Origin of the sequence: Methylocapsa palsarum, assembly GCF_900114285.1 — a bacterium.
In the GTDB taxonomy this organism is placed as follows: Bacteria; Pseudomonadota; Alphaproteobacteria; order Rhizobiales; family Beijerinckiaceae; genus Methylocapsa; species Methylocapsa palsarum.
The window spans coordinates 134197-151190 of sequence record NZ_FOSN01000011.1 but is presented as its reverse complement, the minus strand read 5'-3'; the positions used below and the strand labels follow the sequence as shown (position 1 = coordinate 151190).

Annotated in this window: 16 protein-coding genes and 3 pseudogenes; 8 read left to right on the top strand and 11 right to left on the bottom strand. The window is 57.4% G+C overall.

Annotation, left to right across the window (positions count from 1 at the left end):
- The first annotated feature begins 88 nt into the window (after window positions 1-88).
- Together BM177_RS13260 and BM177_RS13255 are read left to right on the top strand one after the other, a co-directional pair.
- Window positions 89-751: a TetR/AcrR family transcriptional regulator gene (locus BM177_RS13260; protein WP_091683221.1), complete on the top strand. Its 663-nt coding sequence runs from the start codon at window positions 89-91 to the stop codon at window positions 749-751.
- Between the two features lie 65 nt (window positions 752-816).
- Complete coding sequence (locus tag BM177_RS13255; protein WP_091683219.1) at window positions 817-1191, top strand: ATP-binding protein; 375 nt, start codon at window positions 817-819, stop codon at window positions 1189-1191.
- A 741-nt stretch (window positions 1192-1932) separates the two neighbouring features.
- Here the strand turns inward: BM177_RS13255 and BM177_RS13250 are convergent.
- Complete coding sequence (locus BM177_RS13250) at window positions 1933-3444, bottom strand: alpha/beta hydrolase (RefSeq protein ID WP_244532307.1); 1512 nt, start codon at window positions 3442-3444, stop codon at window positions 1933-1935.
- A 331-nt stretch (window positions 3445-3775) separates the two neighbouring features.
- Here BM177_RS13250 and BM177_RS13245 point away from each other — a divergent pair, with 331 nt between their 5' ends.
- Both BM177_RS13245 and BM177_RS13240 read left to right on the top strand, forming a co-directional pair.
- Entirely contained in the window at window positions 3776-5371 is a 1596-nt protein-coding gene (locus BM177_RS13245) for an arylsulfatase (protein ID WP_244532312.1), read from the top strand.
- A gap of 135 nt (window positions 5372-5506) precedes the next feature.
- The gene (locus tag BM177_RS13240; protein ID WP_091683211.1) at window positions 5507-6565 is read left to right on the top strand and encodes an HAD family hydrolase; all 1059 of its coding nucleotides are present in this window, start codon (window positions 5507-5509) and stop codon (window positions 6563-6565) included.
- A gap of 69 nt (window positions 6566-6634) precedes the next feature.
- Here BM177_RS13240 and BM177_RS20075 read toward each other — a convergent pair whose 3' ends face one another.
- Window positions 6635-6838: a hypothetical protein gene (locus tag BM177_RS20075; RefSeq protein ID WP_175492603.1), complete on the bottom strand. Its 204-nt coding sequence runs from the start codon at window positions 6836-6838 to the stop codon at window positions 6635-6637.
- Between the two features lie 277 nt (window positions 6839-7115).
- Here BM177_RS20075 and BM177_RS13235 point away from each other — a divergent pair.
- A protein-coding gene (locus BM177_RS13235) for an IS3 family transposase (RefSeq protein WP_425284399.1) occupies window positions 7116-8344 on the top strand; the annotation gives its coding sequence in 2 pieces (ribosomal slippage) (window positions 7116-7440 and window positions 7440-8344; 1230 coding nt in all).
- A 75-nt stretch (window positions 8345-8419) separates the two neighbouring features.
- Complete coding sequence (locus BM177_RS13230; RefSeq protein ID WP_091684356.1) at window positions 8420-8848, top strand: hypothetical protein; 429 nt, start codon at window positions 8420-8422, stop codon at window positions 8846-8848.
- A 100-nt stretch (window positions 8849-8948) separates the two neighbouring features.
- Here BM177_RS13230 and BM177_RS20675 read toward each other — a convergent pair whose 3' ends face one another.
- The 3 genes and pseudogenes from BM177_RS20675 to BM177_RS19560 all read right to left on the bottom strand — a co-directional run.
- On the bottom strand, window positions 8949-9215 hold the full coding sequence (locus tag BM177_RS20675; protein WP_091683206.1) for a hypothetical protein: 267 nt from the start codon (window positions 9213-9215) through the stop codon (window positions 8949-8951).
- Between the two features lie 370 nt (window positions 9216-9585).
- Entirely contained in the window at window positions 9586-10326 is a 741-nt protein-coding gene (locus BM177_RS13220) for a sterol desaturase family protein (RefSeq protein WP_139223622.1), read from the bottom strand.
- A gap of 81 nt (window positions 10327-10407) precedes the next feature.
- A pseudogene (locus BM177_RS19560) lies at window positions 10408-10596 on the bottom strand (transposase); the annotation flags it as partial.
- A 228-nt stretch (window positions 10597-10824) separates the two neighbouring features.
- On the opposite strand from BM177_RS19560, the pseudogene BM177_RS20670 reads away from it, so the two are divergent.
- A pseudogene (locus BM177_RS20670) lies at window positions 10825-11122 on the top strand (hypothetical protein); the annotation flags it as partial.
- Window positions 11123-11631: 509 nt separating this feature from the next.
- Here BM177_RS20670 and BM177_RS13210 read toward each other — a convergent pair.
- Window positions 11632-12888: pseudogene (locus BM177_RS13210) on the bottom strand (cystathionine gamma-synthase family protein); the annotation flags it as partial.
- Between the two features lie 18 nt (window positions 12889-12906).
- Complete coding sequence (locus tag BM177_RS13205; protein ID WP_091683198.1) at window positions 12907-13476, bottom strand: carbohydrate kinase family protein; 570 nt, start codon at window positions 13474-13476, stop codon at window positions 12907-12909.
- A gap of 268 nt (window positions 13477-13744) precedes the next feature.
- Here BM177_RS13205 and BM177_RS13200 point away from each other — a divergent pair, with 268 nt between their 5' ends.
- Entirely contained in the window at window positions 13745-13972 is a 228-nt protein-coding gene (locus BM177_RS13200) for a DUF427 domain-containing protein (protein ID WP_244532305.1), read from the top strand.
- A 183-nt stretch (window positions 13973-14155) separates the two neighbouring features.
- On the opposite strand, the gene BM177_RS13195 is transcribed toward BM177_RS13200, so the two are convergent.
- The 4 genes from BM177_RS13195 to BM177_RS20665 form a co-directional block, all read right to left on the bottom strand.
- Window positions 14156-14922 (bottom strand): IS5 family transposase gene (locus tag BM177_RS13195; protein ID WP_425284400.1). Its coding sequence is split into 2 segments (ribosomal slippage): window positions 14156-14610 and window positions 14610-14922, totalling 768 coding nucleotides; the frame shifts between segments, so codons are not numbered across the junction.
- 147 nt (window positions 14923-15069) lie between these two features.
- Entirely contained in the window at window positions 15070-15786 is a 717-nt protein-coding gene (locus BM177_RS13190) for a DUF4145 domain-containing protein (protein ID WP_091683192.1), read from the bottom strand.
- Between the two features lie 508 nt (window positions 15787-16294).
- A complete protein-coding gene (locus tag BM177_RS13185) occupies window positions 16295-16531 on the bottom strand; it encodes a hypothetical protein (protein ID WP_091683190.1) in 237 nt (78 codons plus the stop codon).
- Window positions 16515-16988: an IS4/Tn5 family transposase DNA-binding protein gene (locus BM177_RS20665; protein ID WP_091683187.1), complete on the bottom strand. Its 474-nt coding sequence runs from the start codon at window positions 16986-16988 to the stop codon at window positions 16515-16517. The genes BM177_RS13185 and BM177_RS20665 overlap by 17 nt, the downstream gene beginning before the upstream one ends.
- Window positions 16989-16994: the final 6 nt, after the last annotated feature.

Sequence of the window (16994 nt, the reverse complement as noted above, 5' to 3'; positions counted from 1 at the left end):
GTTTGAAAGCAAGCTAATTGATGGCACTTAAAAGCTACACCATGACGGTATCTGCGCCATGATCGCCGTTTAATGGTAGGAGTAGCACATGGCCTTAGCGACACTCGTAAAACGTGATATATCTACAAGAATCGTCGATGTAACCGAACTCTTGTTCGGAGAACTCGGATTTAGGAAGACGACGGTCTCCGATATCGCCCGTGAACTGAAGATGTCTCCAGCAAACATTTATCGATTTTTTGACTCGAAAGCTGAAATCAATTCAGCAGTCGCGCGCCGCCAGCTCGCGGAAATCGAAGCCCTCGTGGAGCAAATCGGTGGAAGCTTCGGCTCGGCGAGCGACCGGCTGCGACGTTCCATAGCGGCGATTTATAATTTTCACACGCACCAATCCGAATGTAGGCCGAAACTCCACGAGTTGCTGGTTACGGCGTACGACGAGCGTTGGGAGGTGGTTACAAGTCACACAAAGACCATCGGAAATTCCCTCGTCCGTATCATCGGTCTGGGCATGTCAGAAGGAAAGTTCGCAATTGGAGACGCAGACCTTACTGCGATTCTCATTCAAAGCGCTTGCATGCAGTTTTGCCACCCTCGACTTATAGCTGAAGCCGCGCAAGGCCCATCGCCGCTAATCGATCAAATGTTTGCTTTGTGCCTCGCTGGACTGACGAAAAACGCTACGGTGTTCGTCGCACTAGAGCGGGCTCCGAACGATTTGAATCGAATTGGGATTTCGGAAATCGGCTGACATCTGATTCATGATTCCCGCCGCGCGAGGGAGGCGGCGAAAACTTGAGATAGCGGCGTCTCAGCCTGCGCCAACGCGGCGATAATGTCAGGCTCGATGTCATCGACACGGGCACGGGTATTCCCGCCGATCAGCAGGCAGAAATCTTTGAGGCGTTCCGGCAGCTCAACAATCCAGCGCGCGACAGCGGCTTGGGCTTGGGTATCGGCCTGGCGATCGTTTCCCGTCTCGCCCGTCTGATTGGAGCCGAGTTGCAGGTCAGCTCAAGGCTCGGACATGGCTCTCGCTTTTCGCTTCTTCTTCCGCTGGACCGCACCACCGTGGCCGACATCGCTGCCAAGTCGGCGCCCGACGATCCTGGCGGCCGCATCCTTCTCATCGAAGACAACGCCATTGTTCGCCAAGGCTATGAACTCCTGCTGACCCCTTTGGGGATATGAAATTCTCGCCGTGGCCACCGGCGAGGAAAGCGCTTGACCACGGCGCGCTGAAGAACTGGCGATTTGACGCCGTCGTTGCTGACCATCGGCTTGGCCCCGGTCTGACCGGCACGGCGCGGCGGCGGAAATCGCGCGCCGAGCCGGACGCAAAATTCCGACCGTGATTGTCACGGGCGACACGGGTGAGGAACGGCTTGCGGAGTCTCCAGGAGCGGCTTCGCCATGCTGCACAAGCCGGTCCCCGCCGATGTTCTGCGTCAAATGCTGGCGTCGCTGGTGGGAAATGGGAGGTCTTCATCCGCGGCTTGACCTTCGGATCAGCCTAAATGAATACCGCCATTTCTGAGCACGTCCCAATGTGAAGGTTGCGGCTCCGCGCACAGCTCTTTTGCAAGCACAAGATGCTTACGAAGCGAACGGCAAAAATGTGACCTTCCTATGCATTCGGCCATCCGGCCGAAACAGAATGTCTGGTTCATCGCGACTCGTAAGCGGACTGGCGGAAGGCCACCCAAAACGGCCATCAGCAGCACAAATAATCTAGTCTCTCCGGACGCGCTCCACGCGACCAATTTCGGCCGCGACGAGCAAGCTTCGGCTTCGCAGCCGAAACTGCCTCAACGCCTCGGCCGCGGTCTCCCGACCCTATTCGCGGCCGACATCAAAGCCTTCACCCGCGACCTGATGTCCAACGCCGAACGCGATCTCGGGACGCGACAGAGGCCAGACCCGACGCCTGCGTCAATGAAACGATCCGGGTCCGATCTGTTCAACCGACCGACCAAACTCATCGAGCTGATCACCGAATTGATCCCGCGTTTCTGGATCGATAATCGCGATGGGCGCAGAAATTGCCAGACCTGCGGCATGACCAATGGAAGATGCGGCGCCCCCCGTGGTCCGCATGATTGTCTCGCCCAAGCTGACGCGCGAATCGGTGAGCGTCTGCCCCGAGGCCAGACTACGCCCGATGAGTTCGACGACCCGTGGGTCCTCAGCGAATTTGCCGTGGTTGAATTCATCATGCGAAGGCAGGTGGGTCATGTTGATGACTGAAAGTTTTTCCTGTTCAAGCTTGCCTTTGTAAGGCTCGACATTGGGATCGATAGCGCCTAACCGCGGCGCTTGCCACAAATCTCTCGCCGCCGCGAGCGCGCGGTCGTCTTCGGATACGAAGAGCACGATATGGGGTCGATTAGGTCCAAGCGTGGCAATCTGTTGAGACGCAATCCCGACATCGACATCGGCGTCTGCAAGGAGAACCAATTTAATCTTTGCAGCGACGCGCCCATCGCGGATAGCCATTTGCCGTAAAGCTTCTAATGTCACCCAGTTGCCCATCGAATGGGCCAGAATAGAAATCTTCTCGACCTGTGGATCTTTCGCCAAAGATCGCAAAAGCGATTCGAGTGCGTCGCGAGAATAGTTATTGCTATCTCTGTCATAGAGATAGGAGGAAATACTGCCTTTCGAAGGCCAGGTGAACAGGACCGGCGCGACGTCCGCGTCAGCTCCGGAATCGTGTAAAATTTGCGCGAAGCGATAGACAGCGTCTTCGTAGCGCTGGTTGAAGCCATGGACGAAAACCAGAGCCTCTTTTTTGCGTGCTTGACGCAGCAGCCGCGAAAAGGCGCCGATCGCCGTACTCTTATCGACGATATCGGCCTTGAGGGTCACGAAATCGACAGCCGGATTGCCGGGAAGGTGCTGAGGCCACTGCACCTGACCGATTTTGCGATTTGCGTCCGGCGGAATCGAAACGATCATGTCCGCAAAGGAAGGCTCAGAAGCCCGCCCCCCTGAAAACATCACGGCCGGCGACGCGGCTTTCGTACGCGTCGTGGCCACCACCATCTCGACGTGCGATGTTCCGGGCGCATCATAATCGGCGGGTATGGGGACAAGAAATCCCTTCACGCTCGAGCATCCCGCCAGCGCCAGGGCGGCGACGATCAAAAGACTTAATGTCCGCAAATGTTTTGTCGCCATGACGGCCGAGCGCTGAAGATGTGCCCTACTTTTTAGCGTCCAAATCTCGTCGCGAGCATGAATCATGTCATTGAGACCGTGGCCGACTGTTTGGCGAACCTCATCTCGAGTCGTGACTTTATCGGCGCAAGCCGTCAACCCAAAGACAGAGAGGAGAGAGCAAGACTTTGGATTTAAGCTTGGCTGTGGCGTCAGCGCCACACGACGATCGAATCGATTGCCTGACCCTAGACCCAAATCAGAACGATTGAACAAAACTAGCAATTACTGTCCGTTCGAGTCCTCCTTTTTTTCACGAAATTGCGATGTGCAAGACCTTCGGATTTTGTATAGCTTTTGCGTAACAGCGAGCCGAATTAAGTGGGCTAAACGTCTCAATTTACATCAAGAAACTCAAAATCAGGAGGGAAATGCGATGCCCACGGAATCAAGACGAACTCTTGGCCGATTCGCCGTCGCAGTTATATTGACCACCTTTTTCTTAGACGGTGGGGCGCAGGCGCAGACGAAAAAGCAGACCCCCGCGCGGGCGCAACCAGCGGCGCAAGCTCAGCCGCAGGATTCCGGCGAGAAGAAGCCCAATATTCTCTTCATCATGGGCGACGATATCGGCTGGATGCAGCCGAGCATCTATCATCGCGGCCTGATGGTCGGCGAGACGCCCAACATCGACCGGATCGGCCAGGAAGGCTCGATCTTCATGGATTATGTGGCCATGCAGAGTTGCACCTCCGGCCGCAACGCTTTTTTCACCGGAATGTATCCTTTGCGCACGGGGATGATCCCGCCGCAACTGCCGGGCAGTCCGTCCTATCTGCGCCCCGGCACCCCGGCGCTCGCGAAGTTCCTGCATGACCTTGGCTATACGACCGGGGAGTTCGGCAAGAACCACCTCGGCGACCACACCGCCGCCCTGCCGACGGCGCATGGCTTTGAGGAATATTGGGGCTACCTCTACCATCTCGACGCGATGCAGCAGGTAAGCTTCCCCGACATCAATAAATCGCCGACCGAGCAGACCGTCGCCCCGCCGTGCAAGAACACGCCGATTCCCGGCGTCCCGGAGGTTCCGGGCGCAGTCGACCCGATGACGACGACCTGTCTGACGCCGCCGCGCAACGTTCTGTGGTGCCATTCTTCCGACGGCACGGAGAAAAACCAGTCCTGCAAGGACGAAGGCCCGCTGACGCTGGATCGTTCGCGAACGGTCGATGAGGAAATCTCGGCGAAGGTCGTCGACTTCCTCGACCGCAACGATCCGAAGAAAACAAACAAGCCCTTCTTCGTTTGGTACAATCCGGCGCGCATGCATGTCACGACCGTGTTGCCGCCGAAGTATGAGGCCATGCTGGGCGAAAAAGGCGGCAAGGATTGGGGCGTTAATGAAGCCGGCATGAAGCAGATGGACGACAACATCGGATATGTGCTGAAGAAACTGGAGGACATGGGCGAACTCGACAATACGATTGTCGTCTTCACCACCGACAATGGCGCGGAGGCGATCACCTTCCCGGATGGAGGCGTTACGCCGTTCAAGGGCCAGAAAGGCGAGGCCTGGGAAGGCGGCTACCGGGCGCCGCAGGTTGTCCGCTGGCCGGGACACATCAAGCCCGGAACGATTCATAACCAGCTCTTCGCGGCGCTGGACTGGCTGCCGACGCTTGTCGACATAGCGGGAGGCCCGAAGGGCGACGACTTAAAGAAAGAGATCGAGGCCGGCAAGTACCCTGGCATCGTCAAGACGACTCTCGACGGCTTTGACCAGCGCGACTATCTCGAAGGCAAGTCAGCAAAATCGGCGCGTGACGTCTTCTTCTATTTCTCCGGCGCCACGCCTTCCGCGGTGCGCTACAAGAATTGGAAGATGTATTACACGATGTCTCAACCGGGAGCGACGGGTTGGATTCTGCCCCTCACCCCGTTCCACTTCACCTTGGTCCAGAACATCAAGCGCGATCCGTTTGAGCAGGCTGTCGGTGAAAGCCAGAAGACGGTCGCCGGGTTGAGCGGCGCGCTCGCAGCCCCGATGACCGCGTTTATTTATGACTGGAACATGCTGCCCATTGGCCAATTGCTCTGGCAGAAAGAACTCGAATCTTACAAAGATTTCCCGCCGCTGCAGGCGCCTGAGACCTACAATCTGACCGGGATCTTGGACGCGATGAAGAAAGCCGGGCATCCGAGCGACTGAGCTTTCGAGCGCTCAATCGCTTGTTGCGGGGCCCGATCGCGTCCGCTCGCCTTCCGCGTCTTTCAATCTCGCGATTTTAAAGACACATGGAGTCGGTTGCGGACGCCGCTGGTCCGTATCCAATAGGAGCCTGATATGGCTATCAAGAAAGCGTTCTCTCGAATAAGCCGCCGCGCGCTTCTCGCGGGATTGGCCGGCGCGCCCGCTTTGTCAAAACTGTCTCTTTCGACGCAGGCTATAGCCGCTGCGCCGGACGATCCGCTGCCGTCATGGGTCGATGGGCCATCCAAAAACGTAATCCTCGATCTCGTCAAGGCGACCACCGATCAGGCGAGCCCCAACTTCGTCACTCCAGAAGCGCGCATCGCAACCTTCGATCAGGACGGCACGACCTGGGTCGAGCATCCGATCTACACCCAGGTCGTCTATTGTCTGGAACGGGTGCCTATAGTTGTGAAGGCGCGGCCGGAACTCAAGAACGTCGAGCCGTTCAGGACGGTGCTCTCGGGCGATCGCGAGGCGATCGCGAAGTTATCGCTGAAAGACCTCGAAAAGATCGCCACCGTGACGCTGTTTGGCATGACTGTGGACCAATTCAGGGCGGATGTCGAGAAATGGATTGCGGTTGCGAAACATCCGCGCTGGGACCGTCTCTACACCGAGCTCACCTATCAGCCGATGCTCGAGCTCATGCGCTATCTGCGGGCCAAGGATTTCAAAACCTACATCGTCACCGGCGGCGGCCAGGATTTCGTGCGGACGTATTCGTATCGAGTCTATGGCATTCCGCCCGATCAGGTCGTCGGCACGGCGGGCGGCGTGAAATACGGCTACGACAAAAGCGGCAAGCCGATCCTTACCAAGGAGCCGCGGCTGCTGCTCAACGACAATTTCGCGGGCAAGCCGGAAGGCATCCATCTGGAGATCGGCGCGCGTCCCGTGATCGCCTTCGGCAACTCGACCGGCGACCGCGAAATGCTGGAATATACCAAGGGGGGCGACGGCGCGCGCGCGGCGCTGCTTGTGCTCCATGACGACGCCGCGCGCGAGTACGCCTATGGCCCGGCCCAAGGGCTGCCCGACACGAAGGTCGGAACGTTCACCCAAGCCCTCTACGACGAAGCGACAAAGAACGGCTGGCATATCGTCAGCATGAGGAACGACTGGCGAAAAGTTTTCGCCTTTGAACGTTAGCTTAGGCGAAGTGTAGTCGACTGACATTCAACGCAGCGCTTGTAAGGAATGGCGCCTGCGGCCCACCCGCTATTGCGCGGCGATCGAATAATCTTTGTCGCCGCTGTGTTCATAGGAACGCAGTTTCATGGCGACGCCGCGGCCGTCGACGAGCTCGAGCATCAGTTCCTCAATCATCATGGCGCAAGGAGAACGAGATGAATGAAAGCCGGTATTATGGGGTTCGCGTCGAAGGGGCAAATATGGAGTTGGCTTTGGCTCGGCGCTGGCCATCACCATTTCTTATTCGGAGAACCATTCGATCTTGTGGGCGATCATCGATGGAATTTTGAGCTGGCTCTATGTGGTTTATTTCGCTCTTTTCCGGGGGTGAGCGATCGATGAAATCCTGTACGATAGGCGGCGGCGTCCGCGCCATGCTGACCAGGATTTCTTATCCATGGTCAAGATTGGCAGACAAACCCGCAAATGCCGGACTGAACCGCCCCCCTTTTCGACCGGACAACTGGCGTAAGCAGGAAGGCTCAAGGATATCCTTGATGATAGGCTTATGTCGGATGATTATCAGCGCATTGAACTGATCACGGGGACGGCGCGTCGGCGGTATTGGTCGACGGAGCAAAAGCTGCGGATCATCGAGCAGAGTTTTGAGCCGGGCGAGACGGTCTCATCGATCGCCCGACGTCATGGCGTCGCGGCGAATCTTCTCTATCGCTGGAGGCGCCTGATGAGCGAGGGAGGCGCGACCGCCGTGGGATCGGACGAGTCCGTCGTCGGCAATTCGGAGGTCCGCAAGCTCGAGGAGCGGGTGCGCGAGCTGGAGCGCTTGCTCGGCCGCAAGACCATGGAGAATGAGATCCTCCGCGAGGCGCTGGCCAAGGCGCACGCAAAAAAACCGACCTTGCGGCTGCTGTCGTCGCCCAAAGGTGGTTCCCGATGAAGCGCGTCGCCGAAGCGCTCGGCGTTTCGCGCTCCAACCTGGTCGAGAAAGCGCGCGGCAAGACGCCGTCGCGCGGTCCCTATATGAAGGCTGAGGACGACGCCTTGCTGCCGCTCATCCGCGGCTTCGTCGATGAGCGGCCGACCTATGGCTATCGCCGCATCGCCGCGCTGGTGAACCGGAAACGGGCGCAGCAAGGTCTGCCGCCGGCCAACAGGAAGCGGGTCCATAGGATCATGCAGCGTCAAGGGTTGCTTCTGGAGCGCCACACGGCGCGCCGGCAAGGTCGCGCCCACGACGGCAAGATCATGGTCATGCGCTCGAATTTGCGCTGGTGTTCCGACGGCCTGGAGTTTTCCTGCTGGAACGGCGATGTCGTCCGGATGGCGTTCATCATCGACGCTTTCGACCGTGAGATTATCGCCTGGACCGCCGTCTGCGGCGCCGGGATCAGCGGCTCGGACGTTCGCGACATGATGCTGGACGCCGTCGAAAAGCGTTTCGGGACAGTGAGAGCGCCAACCCCGATCGAGCATCTTTCCGACAACGGCAGCCCTTACACGGCCAAGGAGACCAGAGACTTCGCGGCGGCCTTGAACCTCATCCCGTGTTTTACGCCTGTGCGCAGTCCGGAATCGAACGGGATGTCGGAAGCGTTCGTCAAAACCTTCAAGCGCGATTATGTTCGCATCAACACCTTGCCGGACGCCCAAACAGCGCTCCGGCAGATCGCCGGATGGATCGACGATTACAACGAAATCCATCCTCATTCAGCGCTCAGGATGCGCTCCCCACGGAGTTTATCCGAGCTCAGGCCCAGTAGCCAGCGTGTCGGGTGAAACGCGGGGCACTGCACGGACGGCATGGTCCTCCTGTTTCCGGTTCGAGTGCTTCTGGCCGGAGAACGTCGCCTGATGCCGATCCGGCCGGAATACAAATGGTATTATCCTGTCGATTGGCCGCAGCTGTCGGCGATGATCCGGTTTGAGCGGGCGAAGGGGCGTTGCGAAACATGCGGCGGGCCGCATGGCCGCGAAATCCGGCATTTAGGCGACGGGCGATGGTGGGACGAAGACGCTCTAACCTGGCGCGATGGACGGGGACGCGGCTTGCCTCGCCTTGCGCTGGCTGTCGACGCCGTCCCCGTTCTCAGGACAAAAGTGGTGCTGGCGACGGCGCACCTTGATCATGATCCCACCAACAACCGGCCGCGAAACCTCAAAGCACTTTGTCAGCGCTGCCACATGATCTATGATCGCCCGGGGCACCGCCGGCGGCGCTGGCTCACACTGCGCATGCGCAAAGCGATCGACGACCTGTTTCTTGGCCTTTACCACGGATGATATTCGTGCGTCGTATCTGGCGCATCATGAGAAGCGCATCTTCGGGTCGAACGAAACGGTTCATATTTCCCGTTAACCGAGACGTTTCGCCGCTTCCGCGCTATTTGTTCGCCGACAGCCGCGTCGTCCGATAAGCGGCGGCGAGAGGAATACTGAAGCCAATACTTTCGAGCGTAAGCTCGCCGGCTTCGATGGCCCAGGTTTCCGCCTGATTGCTCGGCGAGAGAATTTCGATCAATAGAACGGGATTCGCGAGCGCGCTTTCCTCGGCGTCATAGCCCGAGCAAGTGACGGCAAGGTCGGGGATGCGGCGTTCGTGTCCGACTGAACGCGAGGGATCACGCCGGGCGTGGTTATGACGCTGCATGGGCTGGAGCGATCAGCAAGATAGTTAGCAATGAGCCGACCGAGTTCGGCTCGTATTGCGCCATGGGTGCGATTGGCTGGAGCCATTGCTTGCGGCTCGCCGTCGACTAGCTGCCAAAGCTGTGGCGAGGGCGGGTTCCAGGCGAAGAACTCCGCAGCGGTCATCCGGACCGGGATCTTAGGCAATGCGCTCATGCATGGCAATTTAGCAGAAAAGCGGGCCGAGGGTAAGCAGTTGGCCCACGGATTCCCTAGGACTTCGCGCATCGACCTCGATCTATTTTCGGGGGCCAAAAGCCGGAACCGCCGCCGCACATTATTGACCGAGCGAGGGGGCTGCGAAGCCATGTCGTTGCGTTAACGGCGCCGATCTACCTGACCGGAGTGCTCGGCGTTTCCGTCAATGAACCGCGAAAGCCAAGGATTGGGTAGTTGAAATCGGAGTTTTCGCGCTTCGATCTGAAAAGCGGGAAGAATAATTGAACGAACCAGCGCTCTGGGCCGAAAACCCGGTCGCTGTCTAACCCGAAAGCCGGCGGATATTTGCGGATGATCAGAGAGGCGCCAAAAAGGACGTCCCAGAGGAACAGAAGGATGCCGAAGTTGCCGCTGTAGTGGCCGACGCCATAGTCCTCGCTTGCCGCGTGATGGGAGAAATGCGTCGCCGGCGTCCAAATCGTCCTTTCCAAAATCCATGCAAGGGGCGAGAGCCATTTTGACCGATAGAGATATTGATCCCACAGCAGTTCGCTGTGGGCGCCAAAAATCACCGTTGCCTTTACAAGGCCATATAAGACGGCGAATCCGCCAGCGCCCGGAAAAACAAAGACGGCGCCTGTCCAGATATTCGGCATGAAGAATGAATAGAGAAACCCGTTCCGGAAAGAAATCCGAACGCCCATGTACGGCGCCGAATGGTGAGCGCGATGCCAAACCCACGTATAATTTGTGTGCCCAAGCCGATGCCACCAATAATGAAGCATATCTTCGTCGACGAGAAAAATCGACAGCAACGCATACCAAGGCCAATCCTTGAACGTGTTCTGATAATCCGGCGTGATCGAGAAGCCGGGGCCGAAGATCGCCGTAAAAACGACCGGACGACCGAGCACTTGCAGGCCAAAAGAGACGGCGTCTACAAACGTTTCATTGCGATCGGCCTTTGATAGGACCAAGCAAGAAAAAGGTCATCACTCGATGTTGCGATGACACTCGGCCTTGAGACGGCGGTTGGACCGCACCCGGTTGAGATAGCCATATATGTAGAGCTTGAGTAGATCGGCCGGCGCGAAGCCCGGACGGCCTGTCGCGTTGGGCTCGAACGGCTGGAAACCAGCGGCCTTCAAATCGCGCCCATCGACAAAGGCGTCGATAAAGTGGACGGGGTACGAAGACGCCGCAGATTTTCGCGGACATCGATCGAATCAAAGCCGAATTGCTTGGCGTTCCGATAAGTCGTGTCGCCGATCTTTCTATGTGGAAAGCGAGACGAATCGAATCGGAGCTCAAGCTGTTTTGATGGCAGCCGGATGGTCAGCCGCGGACCGCGCGGCCACCGAGCGTGAAGGCGATCGCCTGCGTACCTTCAGGGACAACTGACGCGCCGCGAAATCAGTCATTTGGGCGACGGGCGATGGTGGGACGAGGAAGCACAGATTTGGCGTAATGGACGCGGAAGGCCCCACGTTGTTCAGGCTATCGACGACGTCCTGATTCGCAGGACAAAAGTGGTGCCGGCGACCGCACCTTGACCATGATCCCACCAACAACCGGCCACGAAATTTGAAGGCGCTTTGTCAGCGCTGCCACTTGATCCATGATCGCCCCGAACACCGCCGGAGACGCTGGCTCACGCTGCGCATGCGCAAAGCGATCGGCGACCTGTTTCTTGGTTTTTGCCGGCCATAGGCCTTCGCCGCCACCAAGCGTGACATAACAAGCGCTCCATTCAGATTTCGCTAGGAAGATCAGGTTGGGCGGGCTCCTTTGGCGAACCGAGGCGCTGGGCGGGTGAGGCGCTCCCGCGTCGCCGCTTGCCGGCTCCTCCCGAGCCTCAAATATTCGTTAGACCCCATGTCCGATTTTAGCGATTGCAGTGGCTCGTCCCACACGTGCAGGATTGAGCGAGGGGAAAAATCCCCTGATCGGTCCATGCCACCTAGGTGCTATCGGCCGCAAGCAGAATTTCTCCGTGAAGCAAAACGCGATCTACTTTTCGATGGCGTCAAGAACTCCTGTTCAAGGTCGGGAATTCTGAAGGCGATCACGTCTCCAACCCTCGTTGCGCCGAAGTTCGAGATCGCGCACACGGCGGAATCAGGTGCAAACCACCAATGCTCATCTGCGATTGTTGATCTGCATCAAGAACGAACCGATCCCGCCATGAAACTCCTCCTTGCGCCAGTTGTTCGTCTGTTTCATTGGAAAGCTTGCTCGATGTCGGCGATGAGATCATCGGGATGTTCAACTCCGATCGACATGCGAATCAAGGCTGAAGTAATGCCGATTTCCCGACGGTCGTTTTCTGGAAGGCCGGAGTGCACGGTCGTCGCGGGATGACAGATCAATGATTCTGTCCCGCCCAGACTCACCGCAAGCTTAAAAACCTGGAGCCTATACAAAAATGCGAAGGCTTCTGCTTCACCTCCTTTGAGGTCAAATGAAAACGTCGATCCCGCCGATGTGAACTGTCTTCCCATCAGAACGCGAGTGGGATGATCGACGGGCAGGAGAGGAGGATAATGAACCGTAGCCACTTTCGGATGACGTGAAAGAAATTCCGCGACTTTCGCGGCGTTGCTCGCGGCCCGCTCCATCCGAAGCGTCAATGTTTCGAGGGAGCGACTCAACATCCAGCAGGAATGTGGATCGAGCTGTGTGCCGATGGCGCTGCGCATGACGCGAATTGGCTTGAGATCGTTCGCGGAGCCAATGACCGCGCCTCCGATGAGGTCGCTATGGCCGCCAACATATTTTGTCAGCGAATAAACGGACAAGTCAGCGCCATGTTCGAGCGGCGATTGGAAGACCGGCCCGAGAAGCGTGTTGTCGCAACACACGATCGGCCGTGATCCCTGTTTGAGCGCAATTTCCTCCGAGATCCGCCGGACGAGCGAAATATCGACAAGGGTGTTCATTGGATTCGACGGCGTCTCGATGAAAATCATGGCGACGCGGGTTTCACTCACGGCGCGTTCGGCGGCATCGCGAATACCTGCTTCGTCAAGGCCATCCCTAAAGCCGACGCCTTTTATTCCCAACCGCGCAAGTGTCTTGTCGATGAGGACCTCGGTCCCCCCATAAAGTGGGCGGCTGTGCAAGATGCACTCGCCCGCCTTGACGTAAGCCACGATTGCGGTGGCGATTGGCGCCATGCCGGAGGAAAACACCAGTCCGCCTTCGGCGTTTTCATATATCGCAAGGCGATCCTCGACAATTTCGAGGTTTGGATGATTGAAACGCGAATAGATGAGACCAGCCTGGCGGTCGAGAGGAACCGTGCGGCGTCCGGCCAGATAATCGAAGAAATTGCGACCCTCTTCCGCAGTGCGGAAGACAAAGGTGGACGTCAGGAACACAGGCTGTTTGACGGACCCTTCCGAAAGAGCGGGATCATAACCATACCCAAGCATGAGAGTTTCTGGATTGAGCGCATGGTCGCCAATCGCGATTTTATGATAGCGAGATCCCGTTCATGATAATTCCTGCCAGTAGTCATCGCGTCTATTTGGTTGGGCGGGTGTGAGATCGCTGCGGGAGGCGACCAGAACGTGGCACGGACGGAGTTCGTCGGCCTCCAGCGGCGCTTGCGCCACAACAAGACAGCGGTCGGCCGCTGCCTTCATCAGGCCCGGCTCGATGTGCCGCACGTTGACATAAAGCGCGTCGACTCCGTCGAGCGGGATATGCGCGACGATCGCATGTTCCGCTGACGCCGAACCGATAATCGTCCGTTCCCCCGAGGGGTCGATCAGCACTTCCACAGGAATGGTCCGGCCAGCAACCATCCGCACGTTTTCTACGTCGAACCCAGCCTTGATCAAGTCGCTGCGAAAGGCGCGCCCTTGCGCGTCGTCTGCGAGCGTCGCCGCCAGGCGAACATGATGCCTGAGAGCGATCAGCGCCGATCCCGCGTAAAAGCCGCCGCCGCCATAGCGGAAATTGACGCGTTCATACGAACTCCGAGCGCCCGTCTTCAGCGGCGTTGAAAGCCGCCAAACACGATCAAGATTTGGGCGTGTGACAACGAGAACCGTAGCCATACTGGCTGTTTTGCATGGAAAAGCGTCTGGCGACAGAGCCATCGTTCGCCAGCCATTGCTGAATTGTCGTCGGGTCGTACGCCGTCAGCGATCCTTCTGACGGCGGAATGGTTCGCCGTGCACCTTGGATCTAACTACTTGTGCAATTATTTATGGAGAGCTTCGCTGGTCGGAAGCGGAAGCGCCAAGGCGGGCGATCGAGGAGAAGATGATGGTCAGCGCCATTTGGAACGGAACGGTCATCGCCTAATCCAATTATACCGAGATCGTGGAAGGCAATCATTATTTTCCGCCCGAAGCTGTGTGCAATGAATACCTTCAGCCGAGCGAAACGCAGACCATTTGCCCTTGGAAGGGCAAAGCCCATTATTTCTCCCTCGTCGTCGACGGAAAGAAAAACGACGATTCTGCTTGGTATTATCCCGATCCAAAGCCAGCGGCGCAAAGCATGGCCGGAAAAATAGGCTTCTGGAAGGGTGTGCGCATCGAAGCCTGACCGAGGCGCTGCCCGCGACGTCCCAACGCCATGGGAAAAGTCATTATGGCGCGGCCAGTCTTCTGTTCGGCCCAACCCGCGGCGATCTTCCCAGCGTGGAATTCGCCGATACCGGTGACCTTGCCCCCGAGAACGCCCTCGTTGTGAACTGAACTCCATCGCAAGGTGAGCCGCCCCCGAAATCTAGGTCCTGTTCACAAATGCGCTTGTCCAAACCCTAATCGCAGCGATTTGGACGAAGCCGAGATAGCTCGCTGCGGTTTTATCATAGCGGGTCGCCAGCCTTCGCGAGTTCTTGAGCTTGTTGAAGCATCGCTCGATGCGGTTGCGCAGGGCGTAGATGTGCCCATCGACCGGGATCTGAATTTTGCGGTTCCTGCGCGTCGGGATGACGCTCGCCGCGCCCCTTCTCCGCAGCGTTTCGCGAATATGATCAGAATCATAGCCGCGATCGGCAAGCAGGACTTTGGCTTCCGGCCCCTCCGCTTCCATCAACGGATCGAAGCCCGAATAATCCGAGACCTCGCCGGCGGTGATCTCAGCGGCAATGGGCAAGCCTTGGCCATTCGTGCGGAGGTGAATCTTTGTCGTGATGCCACCTCTTGAGCGCCCAAGACCCTGACGCGGAGTTCCCCTTTAGCGCCGGCGGCGCAATGATGCGCCCGGACAATGGTCCAGTCGATCATCTGCACGGTCTCGCCAACGGCCTCGGTCTCGTTCAGGGCGTCCAGAAGGAGTTCCCACAGCCCACCAAGCGTCCAGCGCCGGAACTGTCGATAGACCGACGACCATTTGCCGAAATGCTCATGCAGATCCCGCCATTGCGCGCCGGTGCGGGCAATCCGGAAAATTCCGTCCAGCACAAGCCGGTGATCTTTTGCGGGACGGCCGCTATGCGCGCCGCGAACCGTGACCAAGGGCTCGAAACACGCCCATTCCGCATCCGACATCAACCCCCGAATCAAGCCCGCCTCCTTGAGAAAGCGACCTTGAATCAGAACCTTGCCCTCAGGGGAATCCTATTTGTCAACGGGACCTAATTAATGTCATTGCGACACGAACGCTATCCGCGCGTCCACGATATCATTAAATCGCGTCTAGCCGGCTGCCATCAACTTCGCATTTAACGCCTCAGTTCTGGCCTTGGCCTGCGCAGGCTCTTCATAAAAGTGATCGAACAATTCCTCAATTATCTCAAGGCACCAATTAGCTTCATGAGACTCAACATCAATCACTTGGAGGGTTGTCTCGTCATCAGTAGGATGGGTTGAAAAATTATCGAAATGTTTAATTTCAGCGATGGTCTGCAGCAATTTAGTTGAGAGTCCCTTGTTAAGTGCGTTGAGTAGCATATCAATTTCTAGCGCAAGTGTTCGCGCTTTATAGCTATGGGCACGAAGCATTTTTTGAAGGCAACTGCGCGCCAAAGCGGCTGAAGCTCTCGCGCTGATTGTGAGCACACTGCACGCCTCATCGTAATCTTTAACGATGTTGGCAGGCACCTTTTTAGAAACAGGGCCACGACTCGAGCCGATTGGGTGCACTTGCCGCCAATCTTCCAGTGGAGTTCCACCTAGAACTCTTGTAATTTCAATCGTGACTTCGTTACATTTTGGGCATTGAGCAGTTTGATACGCCCATTGGCTCTTTGGAGCTTCGGGGGGGCCATCAAAAAGTGCATCCTTAATACCTCCCCGGCAAAAAGGTTGCTGCTGCCAATTTTCGTAGAAATGAACTGCACAATGAGGGCATTTCATGATTACCTCGAATTTGTTTTGCTGTGTGTAGCTTAAGCCACATGAGATACTATACATGAAAGCGCCAAGAAAAACCGGGGAGCGCTCCTTTTTTTGTTCCGATTTATCTTCTTAGCGCGCGCTTTGCGGGGGATGCGCCGTAAAAGTCGCTAAGTGTCAACGTCGGTTGCGCGGCGCGTTGCTAATTCAGCATTTTGTTCGCAAGAATCAACACCTCGCATTTCAAGCTCTGGCGTTTATGCAGATCCGGCCGACTTGCGCGCCACGCTGACCGAGTAGGCGTGTTTCGGGCGCCATCTCGGTTCAGTGCGAGAAACGATAGCGCCCATTGGCGGGAGCCAAATCACGGCTTGCGACTCTATTTCGAAACCTCAAAACCAATTTCCTCAATTCGCCTTGATGTGGAAGCGGCGATCGAGAATTGGCGCGACCCCTGGCGTACTCAAAATCTTTCGAAATGGAACTGACCACGATTACAGGAAGCTACGAGCCCCGCAGTCGTTGCGCTCTCGCGGAAGGTTCGCGCCACAGCGCTAATGTCAGCCTTTTCAGGTTTCGTTTCCTTTCAAGTCGCGGTGTTACGCAACCAACGCTCGATTTCATCAATAACAAAATTGTTAACTCGCTCCTGTGACGCAGCAGCCTTTTTCGGAACCTTAAACGAGTGGTCGCCGCCTTCAACGATGCAAAGGCTGGCGGGCGGCGTTAGGTTCCCGATGATCGGCGTTTGCGGCCGCTCGGCGAGCAGCATTGCCTTCAGGGAAGCCAGGTCGTCAGGCAGCGATTCAGTCGGCTGCGCCATGTCTGGTGCGCCGGCATGGAGAAAATCGATGCGGCGGCGAGTGCTGTGGATATTCCGCTTTTTTCAGGCCCGCGGAACTGCCGCTGCGCCTGATCGATGAGCCGGAACAGCATTGGCAAATGAATGCCAGGCAAGTGCGTCGTCCGAGATTTGTCCGGCCGACCTTGCGGATGCTGGGTGCGTCGCTTTCGAAGTAACGGCCGCGGGTAGCCGCAAAATGGCCATTGAGGATTTGGCCTTCCTGCACCCTTGGGTTCGAGAAAAATCGATAGGCGGCTTTGGTGTTGCTCCAATCCTGGCAGGCAAAGGGAATGCTGCCGCCCATCCCTTCGCTCAATCGGTGGAGCAGATCGCCAAACCGCCGACCGAGTCGGGCGTCCTTGAACGCCCCGACATCGACTTCGCGCCATGACCAAAGGCTGGCGTCCGCAGCCTCCTCGCCGTTCCGTGCCGACATTTCGCA